The organism is Parapedobacter soli, assembly GCF_025460835.1.
GTDB lineage: Bacteria > Bacteroidota > Bacteroidia > Sphingobacteriales > Sphingobacteriaceae > Parapedobacter > Parapedobacter soli.
Genome location: NZ_JAMXAY010000001.1, coordinates 253,839 through 271,466, shown reverse-complemented (window position 1 = coordinate 271,466; position 17,628 = coordinate 253,839). Strand labels below are relative to the sequence as shown.

At 51.1% G+C, this 17,628-nt stretch carries 9 protein-coding genes; 8 read left to right on the top strand and 1 reads right to left on the bottom strand.

What is annotated here, in order from left to right; genetic code table 11:
- The first annotated feature begins 18 nt into the window (after positions 1-18).
- The 7 genes from NGM62_RS01055 to fabD all read left to right on the top strand — a co-directional run bounded on the left by NGM62_RS01055 (position 19) and on the right by fabD (position 15,282).
- Positions 19-1,074: a hypothetical protein gene (locus NGM62_RS01055; RefSeq protein WP_262245284.1), complete on the top strand. Its 1,056-nt coding sequence runs from the start codon at positions 19-21 to the stop codon at positions 1,072-1,074.
- Complete coding sequence (locus tag NGM62_RS01050; protein ID WP_262245282.1) at positions 1,061-3,781, top strand: MGH1-like glycoside hydrolase domain-containing protein; 2,721 nt, start codon at positions 1,061-1,063, stop codon at positions 3,779-3,781. The genes NGM62_RS01055 and NGM62_RS01050 overlap by 14 nt, the downstream gene beginning before the upstream one ends.
- An 84-nt stretch (positions 3,782-3,865) precedes the next feature.
- Positions 3,866-5,845 carry a glycoside hydrolase family 127 protein gene (locus NGM62_RS01045; RefSeq protein WP_262245280.1) on the top strand — a complete coding sequence of 660 codons (1,980 nt, stop codon included), beginning with the start codon at positions 3,866-3,868 and terminating at the stop codon, positions 5,843-5,845.
- 12 nt (positions 5,846-5,857) lie between these two features.
- Complete coding sequence (locus NGM62_RS01040; protein WP_262245278.1) at positions 5,858-8,677, top strand: formylglycine-generating enzyme family protein; 2,820 nt, start codon at positions 5,858-5,860, stop codon at positions 8,675-8,677.
- 36 nt (positions 8,678-8,713) lie between these two features.
- The gene (locus tag NGM62_RS01035; protein ID WP_262245276.1) at positions 8,714-10,282 is read left to right on the top strand and encodes an ADP-ribosylglycohydrolase family protein; all 1,569 of its coding nucleotides are present in this window, start codon (positions 8,714-8,716) and stop codon (positions 10,280-10,282) included.
- A gap of 22 nt (positions 10,283-10,304) precedes the next feature.
- On the top strand, positions 10,305-14,297 hold the full coding sequence (locus tag NGM62_RS01030) for a hybrid sensor histidine kinase/response regulator transcription factor (protein ID WP_262245274.1): 3,993 nt from the start codon (positions 10,305-10,307) through the stop codon (positions 14,295-14,297).
- 100 nt (positions 14,298-14,397) lie between these two features.
- Positions 14,398-15,282 carry an ACP S-malonyltransferase gene (gene fabD, locus NGM62_RS01025; protein WP_262245273.1) on the top strand — a complete coding sequence of 295 codons (885 nt, stop codon included), beginning with the start codon at positions 14,398-14,400 and terminating at the stop codon, positions 15,280-15,282.
- An 11-nt stretch (positions 15,283-15,293) separates the two neighbouring features.
- Here the strand turns inward: fabD and metK are convergent, their stop codons facing one another.
- Positions 15,294-16,547, bottom strand: a complete 1,254-nt coding sequence (gene metK / locus NGM62_RS01020; RefSeq protein ID WP_262245271.1) for a methionine adenosyltransferase — start codon at positions 16,545-16,547, stop codon at positions 15,294-15,296.
- Between the two features lie 155 nt (positions 16,548-16,702).
- Here metK and NGM62_RS01015 point away from each other — a divergent pair, with 155 nt between their 5' ends.
- Complete coding sequence (locus NGM62_RS01015; protein ID WP_262245269.1) at positions 16,703-17,581, top strand: diacylglycerol/lipid kinase family protein; 879 nt, start codon at positions 16,703-16,705, stop codon at positions 17,579-17,581.
- The last annotated feature ends 47 nt before the right edge of the window (positions 17,582-17,628 follow it).

The window sequence follows — 17,628 nt, the reverse complement described above, 5'->3', positions numbered from 1 at the left end:
TGTTCCTTGCTAGGCGCCATGGCATGTTCGGGGGGTGTTGGCACAACAGAAGACGGCGTATCCGATGGGTCAAAAACGTCGCTTGAGGTGGCCGATCCCATCACGGTCAAAGTAGCCGTGGTAATCCAAGATCCCAGGGTTCCTTCAGCTGACAATAAGCGGTTACATGAGGTGTTCAAAACGCCCGGCTATACCTTTACATGGCACGACCCTCGCAAACTGATGGAAGATTACCGGGATACGCTTATCTCAGTGAGCGGTGGGGCGGTCAAGTACGAAATCGTAGAAGTGATAGACGATGATCTTTTTTTTACGAGATTCAAGGAGGCTGATACCTTGATGACGAAAGACGAGGTGTTCACTTACCTTGCGGACCCGAATTGGGAAACCTTTCGGGAAAGGGGGACCACCTTCGACTACGCGGCGCTGATCGACCATTACGGTTTCTGTGGTATGCGCGACCGCGGCGAAATTCATGAAGTGTGGGTCTGGACATTCCCCTATGCTGGTATGTGGGAGTCGACCTATGCTGGCGAAGGGGCATTTTGGCTCAACTCCAATCCCGTCGAGGGGACGTCATGCGTCGACTTACTGACTGTGATGGGGCTAAATTATGAGCGCGAAATGTCTCTGGCGATGGAAAGCTACGGCCATCGGTTCGAATCGGTGATGAGAAAGGTATACGGGCGGTGGGACGGCCAAGCGGAAGACAAGAATAACTGGGAACTGTATACCACCTTCGATAGTATTTCGCCGGGGGGCGCCCATATTGGCAACATCCATTTCCCGCCTAACGGCACCGCGGACTACGATTACCGCAACACCACGACCGTCAATACCTTTGCCGACTCGTGGGCTTTCTACCCAAACCTTGTGGCAGAGAATCCCCGCGCGGTGAACTGCGAAGAATGGGATTGCAGTCATTTGGGCTACATGTGTTGGTGGTATAGACATATCCCCCATTTCAAAGGATTAAACAAAGCAGATGGCCATCTGAACAACTGGTGGCATTATGTAGTCGATTACAACGATGCCCTAAGAATGGAGGAGCAGCTGCGAAATGAATCGAAGTAAGCTGAGGGCGGTGAGAGAGGCTGTCGTCGTGATATTGATAGGTTTTTTTGCTTGCTGCCAAGAGCGCCAGCGCCCGTATCTTTCGTCTTTGAGCGCCGGCGAAGACTACCCCTTGTACACGACCTATGCGGCAGTGCCGGAGCGGTCAAATTTTGTGCTCGACCAAGGTTACGCGTTCCGGTATAACGTCGATAGTCTGGGAGCCGACTTTTTCACCGATACCGGTGGCGACATTGCCTTAGGCTTCAAACTGGGTGACCGTTGGGTGTACCGCGTGGCTGATATGCATCGCCCACCGACTATAACGGCGAGTTATCCCGACATGGTACGGTATAACTACCACCCATTCGCTGGCATTGAAGTGGAGGCGTGGTTCGTCGTGCACAGTTCCACGATGGCGTTGCTGGATCTGCGGGTTACGAATAAGACGGATACGGCCGTTGCGCTAACCATGTACCCCTACATGCGGAATGCTAACCGGGCGTTCCAGCACATAGTATCGCGCGGAGACCACCTTCTATTTGAACACCAAGAGTACCCGGATGCATGGACCCTTGGTCACGACGTGCCCTACACGGACAGCATTCGCAATGTCTGGTTGTCATCTGAGAAGCCAACAACTACGGGGGCATTCACCAGCGAGGCCGGTGAACCTTTCCAGCTACCCAATTCGGTTGAGAACGATCGCAAACCGATGCTTCAGGTCAATGGCCGGGCCTATCTGCCCGGAAAGCAGCGCATCGCCGGTGCGCGGAACACCCTACGCCTCCAGCTCTTTGTGGACGATAACCCAGCCAAACTCATCACCGAGAATAGCCCGGTATGGGGAGGGATGCACGCAGCAGTGGATCAAGGCGGATTTTTCAGGTTGGAGGCAGCCTTATTAAACCGGGAGGCAAGGGAGTTCACCATCCAGACATATGACGAGACGAGTGGCCTTTCGGGCCGCATAGCTGGCGGGTTGGCTGCCACGAGTCAGCGGTACGATGTGGACCTTTCACGTACCGCTACGTTGCCGATGGTGGATCGTGTTGACTTGCAGCGGAATGACCATAACCACGTCAGGCTAACGTGGGACGCCAACCCCGCGCTGCGTTCGTTTTCGGTATACCGCCGCCATTACCCTGCTCCGCATTACGAGCGGGTAGCAACGGTGGATGCTCATACCTACGTGGACACGACAGCGAAGCCGGATAATACCTACGGGTATCTGGTGATTCCCGTCAGCGAAGACGGCCAACTAGGCATCCACCAGCCTGAAGTAACTACTGTTAGTCACACTGCGTTCCTGGGATTTGTACAGCGGGGAACTGAAGAAACGTTGATTAAAGATGCAGTGCCTTATGCTAAGGTGGTCGCTTTCGAGCATGCCCTTCAATTAGCCGGCGGAGACACGAAGCATCTGCGGTTTGTCCGTGGCGTCGCGCCCATCGCGACACCCGCCGACTCCCTGGTGTCCGCGGCACGGCCATTGTTAGATGTGGCATTAGACCCCTACCAACGGCAGAACGAGGCGTTCTTTGCCAATACTCCCCGTCCGGACTTCGATGATCCCGATAAGGAAGCCTTGTACTGGAGCGCGGCTAATATGATGCGGCAGGTGTTTTATCCGCCTGAAGGTAAATCCAGCTACAATTACTATGTCTTCTCGCGCGAGCCAACTTGGGGCTGGGGGCACGGTGGGCAGGTATTCCATGAAAGCATTGCTATGCTGGCCTACGCGGACATCGACCCCCGAGGGGCGATGAATTCGCAACGCGTGTATCTGGAACGGCAATACCCGAATGGATACATCAACTACCGTACGGGGGGGTACCTCGATGAGATCATCGAGCACAACGGGCAACTCACGACATCGGCACCGTGGTATGCTTGGCTCAACTGGGAGGTATATCAGATTACGCAAGATACCGCGTTTCTCCGCGAAATGTACGGATCGTCGAAAAAGCTGTTCCACTTTATCGTCGATAATCGCGACAGCGACGGAGATGGGCTTTGTGAATGGGGTGGCCATGCTGTGCTCGAATCCGTACGGGATGCATTGGTGGCCGTATGGGATGAAGTGGGCTTCCCCACTAATTTCGAGAGCCTTGACCTCAATTGCATGCTCGTTAAAGAAGCAAAATCGCTGGAGCAGATGGCGCTGGTGTTGGGTCTCGATGGCGAGGCGGCGGTATGGCGGGCCGATCACGAGCGGCGTACACAGTTGATCAACGATACTTTTTGGGACGAGACCAACGGGTTCTATTATCAGGTTGACAAGGACACGCATACATTTACCTATAAGGAGGTCGATGATCTGAAACGCGACGAGATCATCGGTTTCCTGCCGTTGTGGGCGGGCGTAGCCGATGAGCAACGCGCCGCACGATTGGTAAACAAACTCACGGATACGGCGCAGTTCTGGCGCGAATACGGCGTTCCCACCTTATCTGCACAAGATAGCTACTATAACGACAAAGGGTATTGGAATGGCCCAGTTTGGGTGCAGTGGAACTACCTGATTATGCTGGGTTTGCAGGATTACGGCTACCATGAAGAGGCCCGTGAGTTGGTAGACCGCGTAGCCGAGGGGATGATTTCGGTATTGAAGGACACCAACAATCTCTGGGAATTTTATAGCCCCGACGTGGCGTGGGGCGGTTATCATAAAACGTATATCTGGGCAGGGATTATCAATCGGATGATGATGGATACCCGGATGTAATGAATGACACACAAGACAGACAATATGACTTTTGCACGAAGGATGTATCCGATATGCGTTTTTTTAATCGCATGTTTATATAGTATGGAAACCACGGCTCAAAACTACCGGAACAACCGGGCGCCCCTTATCGAGAGGCCCTATATTGAGCTGCCGCTGGGCGACATTAAACCGCGAGGGTGGCTGCACGAGATGCTGGTACGACAGAAAAAAGGAGCCACCGGTCACCTCGATGCGTTGTACCCAGAGGTGATGGGTCCGCGCAATGGTTGGTTGGGTGGTGACGGCGACCAATGGGAACGTGGACCTTACTGGATAGATGGTTTATTGCCCCTTGCTTATATTCTCGATGACAATGCACTGAAAGCAAAGGTGCAACCGTGGGTGGAATGGGCGATTAACAGCCAGAAATCGAATGGCTATTTCGGGCCGGATACAGATTATGGACCCGAGCCCGGTCTACAGCGTAACAACGCACATGATTGGTGGCCCAAAATGGTGGTGTTAAAAATCCTTCAGCAATACTATTCAGCTACAGGCGATGAGCGGGTGGTCCGCTTGATGACCAAATACTTCGATTATCAGCTGAAAACATTGAAAGAGGAGCCCCTCGGTCACTGGACCTTTTGGGCCGAGTTCCGATCGGGCGACAACCTGCAGGCTGTATATTGGCTGTATAACATTACCGGAGACGAATTCCTGCTAGATCTGGCGGAACTGATTCACAGCCAAGGCAAGGACTTTACCACGAAGTTTGAGCAGCGCGGAATGCTGACTACCGTCGGTAGCATCCATTGTGTCAATCTCGCCCAAGGCCTCAAAGAACCTATTATCTATTACCAGCAGAACCCCGACAAACGCTATATCGATGCGGTGAAGCTGGGTTTCCACGATATCCGAAAGTTTAATGGGCAACCGCAGGGCATGTATGGAGGCGATGAGGCCTTGCATGGTAACAATCCTACGCAGGGCTCTGAGCTTTGCTCGGCGGTGGAATTGATGTTCTCCTTGGAGAAGATGCTGGAAATCACGGGTGATGTCGATTTTGCAGAGCACTTGGAAAAGGTGGCTTTTAATGCATTGCCTACGCAGATCACGGATGATTTTATGAACCGACAATATTTCCAACAGGCTAACCAGGTGCAGATTCAGCGGCGCGCCTACAACTTCAATATCAACCACGGTGAGACAGACCTCGTGTTCGGGCTGCTTACCGGTTATCCGTGTTGCACTTCAAACATGCATCAGGGTTGGCCGAAGTTTACGCAGAACCTCTGGTACGCCACGCACGACGGTGGGCTAGCGGCATTGGTCTATTCGCCCAGCGCGGTTACGGCCAAGGTAGCTGACGGTGTCGCCATAGCCGTGGAAGAGGAGACCCACTACCCATTTGATGAGGCCATTCGATTCAGCTTCCATTTCCCCAATGGTGAAGAAAGCGTGGTATTTCCTTTCCATTTACGCATACCTACTTGGTGTAACGGTGCAGAAATTCGGATAAACGGAGAGCGATGGGATGGTGCCACCGAGGCAGGTAACATTGCCGTAATTGAACGGAGATGGGAGTCGGGCGACCATGTGGAGCTCGCTTTGCCCATGGAGGTCACCACAAGTACGTGGCACGAGAATTCGGTTGCCGTGGAACGGGGCCCTGTTGTATATGCCCTGAAGATTGCGGAGCGTTGGGAGAGAAAATCTATCACCGATCACCCAGATCGCTACGGCAATGAATATTACGAGGTATATCCCGAGTCGCCATGGAACTATGGGATCATGGACTTCTCGAACAAAGACATGGGTGATGCGTTCCGGGTGGTTAAGCGGAAGAATGTTGATTTATCCTATCCGTGGAACCCGGAAAACGCACCGATCGAAATCAAAGCCACTGGCAAGCGGATGCCCTCCTGGAAGCTGTATAACGGCATGGCCGGACCACTTCCGCATAGTGGGATCATCTATGGCATCGAATCGACTAACGAAATGCCCGAGGAGGAGATTACCCTTATCCCCTATGGTGCTACCACGTTACGGATTTCGGCTTTCCCACTCATTGTCCCTTATTAAACTCAACACGTTATGATTAAAACATTATCTGATACTACTGGGAAATTCATCTCTTGCTTATTCCTGTTATACGTGGCTTTGTGCGCAGATTCCGCTCTGAACGCTCAGGAGCTGAAGCAGTTGTCGTTATCGCCTGGGCATGGCGAGGTAACGGGGTTCGTGGACGCTAGTGGCGCCAGCTTGGTCAATGTGAAACCGCTGCCGCTGGTTGTATTCGAAGTGGACGATCGCCAGCTGACCGCCAATACAGCAAAAGAGGTAATGGAAGTCGTCTTTAAGCCTGACCCTGATTTCACACCGGGTATTAAGGGGATGCTACGGTTCACCAATGTTTCGGCCGATACCGTCGTATTAGCCAACGTCGTTCCTTTAGGCCGGACCGGCAAATCTGCATACATTACAGGAAAGGGGAAGCATGGTCTCTCGCGGTCGCACCTATTTCTCCCGAACAGGACCCCGGTAAACTGCATCCTGCCAGATAACGCCTGGGAGCTCGGCTACAGCGGTTCCCCGCTCGGCGACGACCTGTCGGTGTGCGCACTCGTGCGCCGCGACCGGGCAAGTGGTCAAAATGCCACGCTCCGCCGTTTTGAAACCACGCTTGCACCGGGAGGATCCATCGATTATACCTTTTTCGCCGATACCTATCAGGGCGACTGGCAGGCGGGGCTGAAGAAAATCTTTCAGGAACGCTACCTCTACGATGTCGATACATTTGACAACAGCTTATTTGAACGCGAGGACCTCAAATGGATAAGGCACACCTACGTGATGCATCTGATTATGGCATGGGACAAGTTTTACTACGACAGTGAAACCGGGCAGTCGGGATTGCCCGCCTTCATCGAGCGTGGGAAACGACTCTACGGAGGCGACGATGTCATTGGCCTGTGGCCCACATGGCCCACATTGGGCATCGACCAGCGAAACCAATTCGACATGTTTCGCGATTTACCGGGGGGCATGGAGGGAATACGCCGGGATGCGGAATACTGCCGTAGTCAGGGCACGGCGTTTTTCTTATGCTACAACCCCTGGGATGAAAGCACCCGCGATGAGGGGCACATGGATGGCTTATATGACCTCATTATGCATACCGGGGCGGATGGGGTGGTTCTTGATACCAAGGGAGGCTCGAGTGTGGAGCTGCAGGAAGCCGCAGACCGGGCCAAGCCCGGTGTTATTATGTACAGCGAAGGGTTCGCCGTGCCGAAAGATATGCAGGGCATTGTGTCTGGTCGCGTGCATAATGCGTTATACTACCCACCCATGTTCAACCTCAATAAATTTATCAAGCCAGAGTTCACCATCTACAGGGTGGCTGAGTTGGCCAAGGAACCCATAAAGCGCGAGTTCGCTACGGCTTTTTTCAATGGATACGGTACTGAACTTAATATCTTTGCGCCCGGTCAACCCGACTGGGTAGATGAGCAGTACCATTACCTGGGCCGCACCAGCCGAATATTGCGCCAGAATACGCATAATTTTCTGAGCCGTGGGTATACGCCTTTGATTCCCACCTTGGTGGATAGTGTGTATGTAAACCAATGGTCCACAGCGGAAAAGACCATCTACACTATCTACAGTATAAAGCCGGATGGACTGCATGAGCCGCTATTCGAGGTTAATCCCTCCGAGGGTACCCACTTTGTGGACCTATGGAACCATGAAGAGGTTACACCCGTTGAGCGCAACGGTAGGTTTTACACGGTGGCTAAAGTCCATGCGTTCGATCGGTTCGACCTCGGCACCAATAACGAAGGCGAAGTGGGCTGTATAGCTCAGTTGCCCATCGAACTCGAAGTGGCCATGCATAATAATGTGTTGCGCGTGAGTGCTTCCCGGGGGAACGTAATCGAAATATGGGCCGGTGTACCCGACTACGAAAAGAAACCGGTGGAGTTGGCCATAGGCCACCATGAACTGGACATCTTCGAACATTTCGGTCGACACGAGGGCAAGTTGGTGGTTCAGCTGTTTGATGACGGCAGGCTGCTCGACGAGCGGGTAGTGACCATCGAAGCCGGCACACCGCGCCTGGCCAGCCATGTGTCGCCGTCACCCAAAGTGGGTAACACGGATGGCATGGTTGAAATTCCGGCCGGATCTTTCGTATTTAACGCCACTAATGGTGACGAGTTTATTGCCTACCCCAAGCATAACCAAGGCAAGGGATTCGAGTTTCCAGCATTTTGGATGGACCGACATCCAGTCACGAATGCCGATTTTCTGCAGTTCATGCGGGCAAGCGGCTACCACCCTAGCGATACAGTAAACTTCCTGAAGCACTGGCGCGACGGCCGGCCGGTTAAGGGTGAAGAACGGTATCCGGTGGTTTACGTGAGTTATGAAGACGCACAAGCCTACGCCCGCTGGGCCGGCAAGCGACTGCCCACCGAAACCGAATGGCAGTACGCTGCACAGACACCGGATTGCCGCGAGTGGCCGTGGTCAGGAGATATCAAAAATATTACCCGCGAACTGGAACCGGTAACCAATAGCTTGACGGTTTACAAGATTAAAGGCATGGACCCCAAGCTGGCCAACCTGGGCGGCAAACCGTATCCCGTTGGGAACTACAAACGCGGTGCCAATCCCTATGGCTTGGAAGATTTGGTTGGGTCGGTTTGGCAGCTCACCAATGATGTGTACAAAAGCGGCTCATACACCTACATTATGATGAAGGGTGGTTCCTACTTCAACCCCACGTCGAGCTGGTGGTACGTGCAGGGTGGGCCACGGGAATTGCATTACCGGCAATACCTATTGCGTGTATCACAGGGCTTTGAACGCAACGCGACGGTGGGATTCCGATGCGTAAAGGATAAATAGGGGTTGATTCATTAATATAAATCGCTAGATTTGACTATGCTTGTTAAACGGATTTCCGTACATGTTAGGGCGATGATGCTCGCTGTGTTCGGCTGCGTCGCTGCTTGCAATATCCCCGATAGAGCTCAGCTGAAAACCACGCTTAGCAAAGACATGCTTCGAGACAAAATCAAAGGTGGGTGGGCTGGCCAAACCATCGGTGTCACGTTTGGTGGTCCTACCGAATTTCATTTCCAAGGGTCTTACATCCACGACAACCATCCGTTGGAGTGGTATGATGGATATTTGCGAACCACCATGGAAAATCATCCGGGATTGTATGACGATATTTACATGGACCTTACCTTTGTGGATGTTTTGGAACGGGTTGGTTTGGACGCACCTGTGGATTCATTCGCAGCGGCCTTTGCGACGGCAGCGTACCCATTGTGGCATGCGAATCAGGCGGCCCGGCATAATATTTTAAATGGTATAAACCCACCCGAATCGGGGCATTGGTTAAATAACCCGCATGCAGACGATATTGATTACCAAATCGAGTCAGACTTTGCTGGGCTGATGAATCCCGGTATGCCGAATTCAGCATCTGCACTCAGCGATAGGGTGGGACACATTATGAATTACGGGGATGGTTGGTACGGAGGGGTTTATGTGGGGGCGATGTATACGCTAGCATTCGTGTCGGACGATGTGCAATATATTGTTTCAGAAGCCCTTAAAACGATTCCAGAGGCAAGTGATTTCTATCAGTGTATTGCTGACGTTATCCAATGGCACCAAACACACCCCGACGATTGGAAGCAAAATTGGTTTGAGATCCAAAAAAAATGGTCGGCCGAAGTGGGATGCCCGGACGGCGTTTTCGCCGCATATAATATCGATGCGAAAATCAACGCAGCATACATTGTACTGGGATTACTGTATGGCGGAGGCGACTTTACCCAAACATTGGAAATTGCCACGCGCGCTGGTCAGGATTCCGATTGCAACCCGTCGAGTGCCGCAGGCATATTAGGCACGATGCTCGGGTATAGCCGTATTCCTGATTACTGGAAAATGGGACTCACTGATATTGAAGATATGAAATTCATGCATACCAAATTTTCATTGAATGATGTGTATGAGATTAGCTATAACCATGCACTGGGTATGATCGACAAAAATGGAGGTACGGTAGCGGCTGACTCCGTTGCGTTACCTTATACTGCTCCCCTCCCCGTGCGGTATGAAAAAAGCTTCGAAGGGACGTATCCGATAGCCAAAAGGTCGATAAACAGTGTGCTGGACGATACGTTTTCGCTCGCATTTGAAGGGACAGGACTTGTTGTTCGAGGCGGAGCGGCTAAGCGACAATCTACACTTCCGGAGTATGTGTTTGAGGTTGAACTGCATATTGATGGCGATCAGGTGTCGACATTTAAAATGCCTACTGATTTCAATACACGTCGGTATGAAGTGTGTTGGGTCTACGGTTTGCCGAAAGGTAATCACGATGTCCGTTTGGTGGTAACCAATCCGCATGATGATTATACAATTACCCTACGGAATTATATTGTGTATTCAGACACGCCGAGTGAGGGCATCGATCAGCATCCGAGTCATTGACAAGCAGCGTGGGCGATGGATTATGAGGAAAATGTTAATTGAATCGAAGGCATACCGGCTATGGCTGGTCGGGGTGCTTATTTTGTTGGATTGCGCGGTCTGCTGGGGACAGAAGCCACGGGATGGCCAGGGCAACTACTATTTCCGAAGTCTCCAAGTAGAAGATGGGTTATCGCAAAGCTCCGTTTATACTATATTTCAGGACCGTCAGGGATATATGTGGTTTGGTACCCAGGACGGACTCAACAGGTATGACGGGCAGACTTTCAAGGTATTTAAGAAAAATAGCCGTGACAGCTGTAGCTTGGGAAGCAATACGGTTACGGCCATTGCTCAAGACACTGACGGCATACTCTGGATAGGTACGAGCGATGGCGCGTATCTATACAATCCGCGTACAGAACGATTCCGGCGGTACAACGCTGAGACGGCTGACGGTAAAAACGTATCGGGACTAGTACGTGACATCAAACTAGACCGCGATGGGAATATCTGGATGGCTGTTTTTAATAAGGGTGTATTCCGTGCAACACCATCGGGACAACTCACTTATTTTGATTTGACCAGCGGTAGTAGCCCAGCTCCGGTATGGATCAGGTGCATCGCCTTCGATACCGCCGGCCACGTATGGATAGGTACGTATCACCAAGGTATGTATTGCCTAGATACAGAGCAAGATCGCGTCACCCAGTTTCTTATCCGGCCGAATTCGGTTACCGGGCAAGACAACGATGTCAATGACATCTCCCCGCTCGATGCCGAAAACCTACTCGTAGGAACGACCACCGGTGGGGTCCAGATTTTTAATCTGCGTACGCGGTCATTTTCGCCGCTACTTGAGCGAGACAGTCGCGACAGACCGCTGTATGTACGACACATCTCCCGCGCAGACAATGGCGATCTATGGATAGGGTCGGAAAGTGGCCTTTATATTTACCATCCGCAAACCCGTCAGTACGAGAACTTACGTCATGTGAACGGAGATACCTTTTCTATCACTGACAATGCCGTACACTCCGTTTACCAAGATCGCGAGGGAGGGATGTGGTTGGGTACTTTTTTTGGAGGCGTCAATTATTATATTGAGCCTTATAGCCTCTTTGAGAAATATTACCCCGTCACGGGGAGCAATTCCATTAAAGGCAAAAGTATCAGTGAATTCTGTGAGGCGGATGACGACCATATCTGGATTGGTACGGAAGATGCTGGTCTACACCGATTTGACCCAGAGACCAAGCGGTTTACGAATGGCTATTTGCCAGCCACCAACGTGCATGCGCTTATGCAAGACGGGGATAGGTTGTGGGTGGGGTCGTTTACCGAAGGGTTATTTGTGTTGGACTCGAAGACCGAACGATACAAACAATATAGGAGTTCATCCGACCGAGGTTCGTTGATTAACAATAACATCTATTCCATCTACAAGGATTACATGAACGTCATTTGGGTAGGCACCATGATGGGGTTATGTCGATATGATGAACGGACCGACGGGTTCGTTCCGGTACAGGATTCATTGATTACCGCCCAGGTTAATGATATCGTGGAAGATCACAGGGGCGTACTTTGGTTTGCCACGATTGGCGGAGGCCTCTATGCCTACCACCGCAATACGGACACTTGGAAACATTATGCCACACCGATTCCTACCAACGCGACCAGTGGTAAAGTGACCTGCCTATTGCTCGATAAACACAACCATTTATGGGTGGGTACCGAAGGTGCAGGGTTGTTTCGCTACGATCGCGAACGTGATGTGTTTACCGATTTTTATTCCGAAGATAGCGGGCTGCCCAATAATGTCATCTACCAGCTGGTTGTGGATCTATCGGGGCATATTTGGGGCAGCACAAATAACGGCTTATTTAAGCTAGATAATAAGAGTCGTAGTATCACGGTTTACACCCATGCGAATGGCCTGCTTGGCGACCAATTTAATTACAAATCCGGCTTGCGCAGCAGGGGAGGCAAGCTTTATTTCGGAGGCATCAAAGGGTTTGTCGCTTTCGCCCCGTATACTATTTGGCAGAACGAAGTGCCACCACCTGTGGTGATCAATGGTATCCAACTTCACAACCAGGAGCTGGTTGGTGTGCGGGAGCTGGAGATCCCCCACAATGCCTCTATTTTCAGTATCAGTTTTGCTGCATTGAGTTATGTGTCACCACAACGCAACCAATATGCATATCGGTTAGAAGGCAAGGATGAAGAGTGGATATATACGGATTATCAACCGCGGGTCACGTATTCGAATCTCCCGCCCGGCAACTATATTTTCCGCGTGAAAGCGTCAAATAGTGATGGAGTATGGAACGATGAGGGCGACCACGTAACTATTCGTGTGCTTCCGCCCTTTTACCGCACAGGCTGGGCTTATTTTATTTACCTTGTTCTCTTCGTTTTATTAACCTATGGGGTGGTGCGGTATTTTACCGATCGTACGCGTGCGCGCAACAAGCGAATGCTGCAGGCAATTGCCCGTCGGAAGGAGAAGGAGCTTTACGACACGAAGATCGATTTCTTTACCAACATTACGCATGAGATACGTACACCACTTAGCTTAATAAAAGCACCCTTGGAAGAAATAATGAAGCATACCGACCCGACCGACACTCACTGGGAGAACCTCTCGATTATGGAACGCAACACGAACCGTTTGCTTAAACTGGTGAACGAACTACTTGATTTCCGCAAAGCGGAAGCGAAGGGTGTAGCCGTCCACTTTGTCCAAACAGACCTGGTGTTTGTTATCCGCGAAACGGTCAGCCGGTTCATTTCTTCGGCCAAACTCAATCGGATTGAAATCGATATGGAGCTTCCTCCTGGAGCCGTTTACGTCGATTTGGACGTCGAGATTTTCAGTAAGGTGGTTAGCAACCTGCTGCACAATGCGTTGAAGCACGCTTACAGATGCGTCAGCGTTTCGTTGGTCGAGCATGATGGGTGTGTAAAGGTGACCGTGGCAAATGACGGCAAGCCTATCGCCCAGGAAGCTGCCGACAAGATTTTCCTTCCGTTTTTCAAACTCGATGAGAAAACCCAAGGTTCGGGATTGGGTCTTGCTTTCTCCAAGTCACTTGCCGAATTGCATAACGGCGATTTGTATTTGCCCCAATCTGCATCGGAAACCTGTTTTGTTTTCGAGCTTCCCATCCGCCAGGCCTGCCACGAACGGGTTGAAGATACGATAGGAACGGCCACGGCAGATTATCCTCTTCAACAAATAGCTGAAGTGGACGAATTGCTTCGGCTTGACGTAAAAAGGGCCATCCTTCTCGTGGAGGACAACGTCGAATTTAGGCAATTCGTTGCTAGCCAGCTTCAGAGCGATTACCACGTGCTAGCGGCCGACCATGGCCGAGAAGCGATTAACATACTGGCCGAAACGCAAGTGGATATTATTATCTGTGACATCATGATGCCCGTGATGGACGGCATCACATTTTGTAAATGCGTAAAGGAAGACCTGAAATTTAGCCATATCCCCGTCATCCTATTAACCGCCAAAACGAGTCTCCAATCGAAGATAGCCGGACTGAAAACCGGAGCAGACGAATATATTGAGAAGCCGTATTCGATTGATTATTTGCGTGCCCGTATTGAAAACCTCCTAGAGGGACGCCGCAAGATACGGGAAGCCTACCAACGGCGGCCGGAAACGGCCTATGAAACGATTGCCCACTCCAAAGCCGACGAATGTTTCTTGAACCAACTGATCAAGACAATTCACGCCCGCTTGGACGAGGTAGACCTCGATGTGGATAAACTAGCCGCTGCGCTGAATATGAGCCGTGCAACTTTCTATAGGAAGGTTAAGCAGATCTCCGAGCTGACGCCCAATGATTTTATTCGGTTGGTACGTTTAAAAAAGGCGGCTGAATTGCTGCGGGAGAAGGATTACCGAATCAGTGAGATTGCATATCTGGTTGGTTTTAACTCGGCATCATATTTTTCGAAGTGTTTCCAAAAGCAGTTTGGCGTGTTGCCTAAGGATTTTGAACGTATTGGAGCCTGATGGGACTATTCTTTTGAATCTCTTCCACAATTACCGCATATTCCCCTATCTTTGCCCCTGCACGTACGCATTGGCGATGCAAATAAACTAGAACGACGACATGAAGAAAGCATATATTTTCCCCGGGCAAGGGGCCCAATTCGTAGGTATGGGCAAAGACCTGTACAACCATAACGAGGAAACCAAATTCCTGTTTGAGCAGGCCAATGAGATCTTGGGCTTCCGGATTACAGACGTGATGTTTGATGGTACGGACGAAGAGCTTAAACAGACCAAGGTCACACAGCCGGCTATTTTCCTGCACTCTGTCATCCTGGCGAAAGCGTTGGGGCAAGGTTTTGCTCCCAACATGGTGGCAGGACACTCTCTCGGCGAATTCTCGGCGTTGGTATCTGCCGGGGCACTTGGCTACGAAGATGGCCTGCGTTTGGTGGCAGCGAGGGCGAACGCCATGCAGAAAGCTACCGAGATACAGCCGTCTGCCATGGCTGCCATCTTGGGATTGGACGATTTTACCGTTGAGGATGTATGCCAACGCGTAAGTGACGTGGTGGTTCCAGCCAATTATAACTGCCCCGGGCAACTGGTTATTTCAGGAACCGTTGAGGGGGTAGATAGGGCCTGTGAGCTGCTTTTAGAAGCGGGGGCGAGACGGGCACTAAAACTCAATGTTGGAGGGGCTTTTCATTCTCCACTGATGGAAGCAGCGAAAGTGGAATTGCAGGCGGCTATTGAGGCGGTAACGATAAGTGAACCGGTATGCCCAATATACCAGAATGTAGATGCTAAACCATACACCAGCCCTGAAGCGATTAAGCACAACCTCATCGAACAACTTACCGGTCCCGTGCGGTGGACACAAACCATCGTACACATGATCGAAGACGGAGCTGCCTCGTTTATCGAAGTGGGGCCGGGCAACGTGTTGCAGGGATTGGTCAAAAAGATAAACCGCCAAGCGGAAACAGCTGCTGCCGTATTATAAAAAGGGTGTAGTTACAGACCGAACGCTACTTTTACCTTATCTACGTAATCGAGCTTCTCCCAAGTGAATAGCTCGACTTCCGTTGTGACGGTTTTGCCATTGCTGTTTTCGAAAGTCTTCGTTACCGTTTGCGGTTCGCGACCCATATGGCCATAAGCTGCTGTTTCGGAATATATCGGACTGCGTAATTTGAGGCGTTTTTCGATGCCATAAGGTGTCATATCGAACAACTCGTGGATTTTCCGGGCAATTTCACCGTCGGTGAAGCCGACCTTAGCCGTACCGTAGGAGTTGACATAAATGCCAATTGGGTCTTTTACACCGATGGCATACGATATCTGGACAAGCAATTCGTCTGCCACGCCTGCCGCTACGAGATTTTTTGCGATATGCCGTGTGGCGTATGCCGCTGAACGGTCTACTTTGGAAGGATCCTTACCCGAAAATGCGCCACCGCCATGGCCACCTTTGCCGCCGTACGTGTCCACAATGATTTTCCTTCCGGTTAGCCCTGTATCACCGTGGGGGCCGCCGATGACAAATTTCCCTGTCGGGTTGATGTGGTATTTGATGTCATCAGTGAACAGCTGCTGCAGCTCAGGCTTCAGTTGGGCCTTTACCCGGGGTATGAGGATATGGATGATGTCTGATTTGATTTTTTCGAGCATAGCCGCTTCGCTATCGAAGTCGTCGTGCTGCGTGGACACCACAATGGCATCGATACGGACGGGCTTGTGGTTGTCGTCATACTCTAGCGTGACCTGGGCCTTGGAGTCTGGCCGCAAATAAGTTATCTGTTTGTTTTCACGGCGTAGGGCAGCGAGCTCGAAAAGCAGGCGATGTGCGAGGTCGAGGGCCAAGGGCATGAAATTCTCGGTTTCATTGCTGGCATAGCCAAACATGATCCCCTGATCGCCGGCACCCTGCTCCTGCTTTTCTTTGCGGTCTACCCCTTGGTTGATATCGGGCGACTGTTCGTGGATAGCGGATAGGATACCGCACGAATTGGCCTCAAACATGTATTCTGATTTCGTGTACCCGATACGTTCGATAACCGAGCGGGTAATTTTGGGTACATCAAGGTATATCTTGGACTTGACCTCACCTGCCAGGACAACCTGCCCGGTGGTGACCAGCGTTTCGATGGCTACCCGCGAATCGGCATCCCACGCAAGGAAATTATCGATAAGTGCATCGGAAATCTGATCGGCTATTTTATCTGGATGTCCTTCGGAGACAGACTCTGAAGTAAATAAATAAGGCATGTACAGTTCTGTTTAAAGTTGCAAAGCTACGATACTTTTGTGTTTTTCAAAATGGAAATAAAACGGTCGTCCGTGTTAAGTTTATATAAATTATGATGGCAATCCATGCAACATATGGACAATGCTGATACATTTGTAGGGAATATACCGACGGAATGGGTAAGAAAAAACGGATTCTATTTGTGGTCAACCCGATATCGGGAGGAAGGAGGAAGACCGGTTTCGAGAAGCGGGTGATGGCCGAACTCGACACGGCGTTGTTCGACAGTTCGTTCCATTTCACGGAGTATGCAGGCCATGCCAATGAGTTGGCCACTCAGGCGGTAGCCGACGGGGTGGATGTAGTGGTTGCCGTAGGCGGCGACGGCACCATCAATGAGATCGCCGCAGCGCTTAACGGCACGGAAACAGTACTCGGCATCATCCCCGAGGGATCGGGAAATGGATTGGCATTGTACCTGGGCATCCCGCTGAATGAGCGGGCCGCTATACGGCGGCTGAACAAAATCGAATACCTGACCATTGATAGCGGTATGATAAATGAGTTCCCGTTTTTCAATATGGCCGGTATCGGATTTGATGCCTCCGTCAGCGATCGGTTTGCAAACGACAGCATCCGTGGGCCTATCGGCTACCTGAGGGCTGTACTTAGGGAAATCAGCACCTATAAACCAAAGCGGTATCGACTGGATATAGACGGACAGGTTATCGAGCGGGAAGCGTTCATGATCAGTGTGGCTAACTCACCCCAGTACGGCAACAACGCTTATGTGGCACCACAGGCATCCGTAACAGATGGTATGTTGGATGTCTGTATCATCCACAAATTCCCGCTGTATACGATTCCGATGATGGTGTTCCACCTGTTTAACAAAACAGCCGACCAATCCGAGTATGTGGAAATCATTCCGGCTAAGCAGATCCGCATAGAAAGGGAAACCGCCGACGCTGTACATATAGACGGCGAGCCAAAGGAAATGGGAACAGTGTTGGATATTGTGATAAAACCCGCTACATTGCGCATACTTTGCTGAATCGGCCAGCAATAGACAATTTATTCGAAGAACCATCGTTTACTAAA

Bases quoted from the DNA above. Each gene is read 5' to 3' on its own strand.
- NGM62_RS01030 (WP_262245274.1), top strand. From the start codon at position 10,305: ATGAGGAAAATGTTAATTGAATCGAAGGCATACCGGCTATGGCTGGTC.
- NGM62_RS01015 (WP_262245269.1), top strand. From the start codon at position 16,703: ATGGGTAAGAAAAAACGGATTCTATTTGTGGTCAACCCGATATCGGGA.
- NGM62_RS01045 (WP_262245280.1), top strand. From the start codon at position 3,866: ATGGAAACCACGGCTCAAAACTACCGGAACAACCGGGCGCCCCTTATC.
- NGM62_RS01055 (WP_262245284.1), top strand. From the start codon at position 19: ATGGCATGTTCGGGGGGTGTTGGCACAACAGAAGACGGCGTATCCGAT.
- NGM62_RS01040 (WP_262245278.1), top strand. From the start codon at position 5,858: ATGATTAAAACATTATCTGATACTACTGGGAAATTCATCTCTTGCTTA.
- NGM62_RS01035 (WP_262245276.1), top strand. From the start codon at position 8,714: ATGCTTGTTAAACGGATTTCCGTACATGTTAGGGCGATGATGCTCGCT.
- NGM62_RS01050 (WP_262245282.1), top strand. From the start codon at position 1,061: ATGAATCGAAGTAAGCTGAGGGCGGTGAGAGAGGCTGTCGTCGTGATA.
- metK (WP_262245271.1), bottom strand. From the start codon at position 16,547: ATGCCTTATTTATTTACTTCAGAGTCTGTCTCCGAAGGACATCCAGAT.
- fabD (WP_262245273.1), top strand. From the start codon at position 14,398: ATGAAGAAAGCATATATTTTCCCCGGGCAAGGGGCCCAATTCGTAGGT.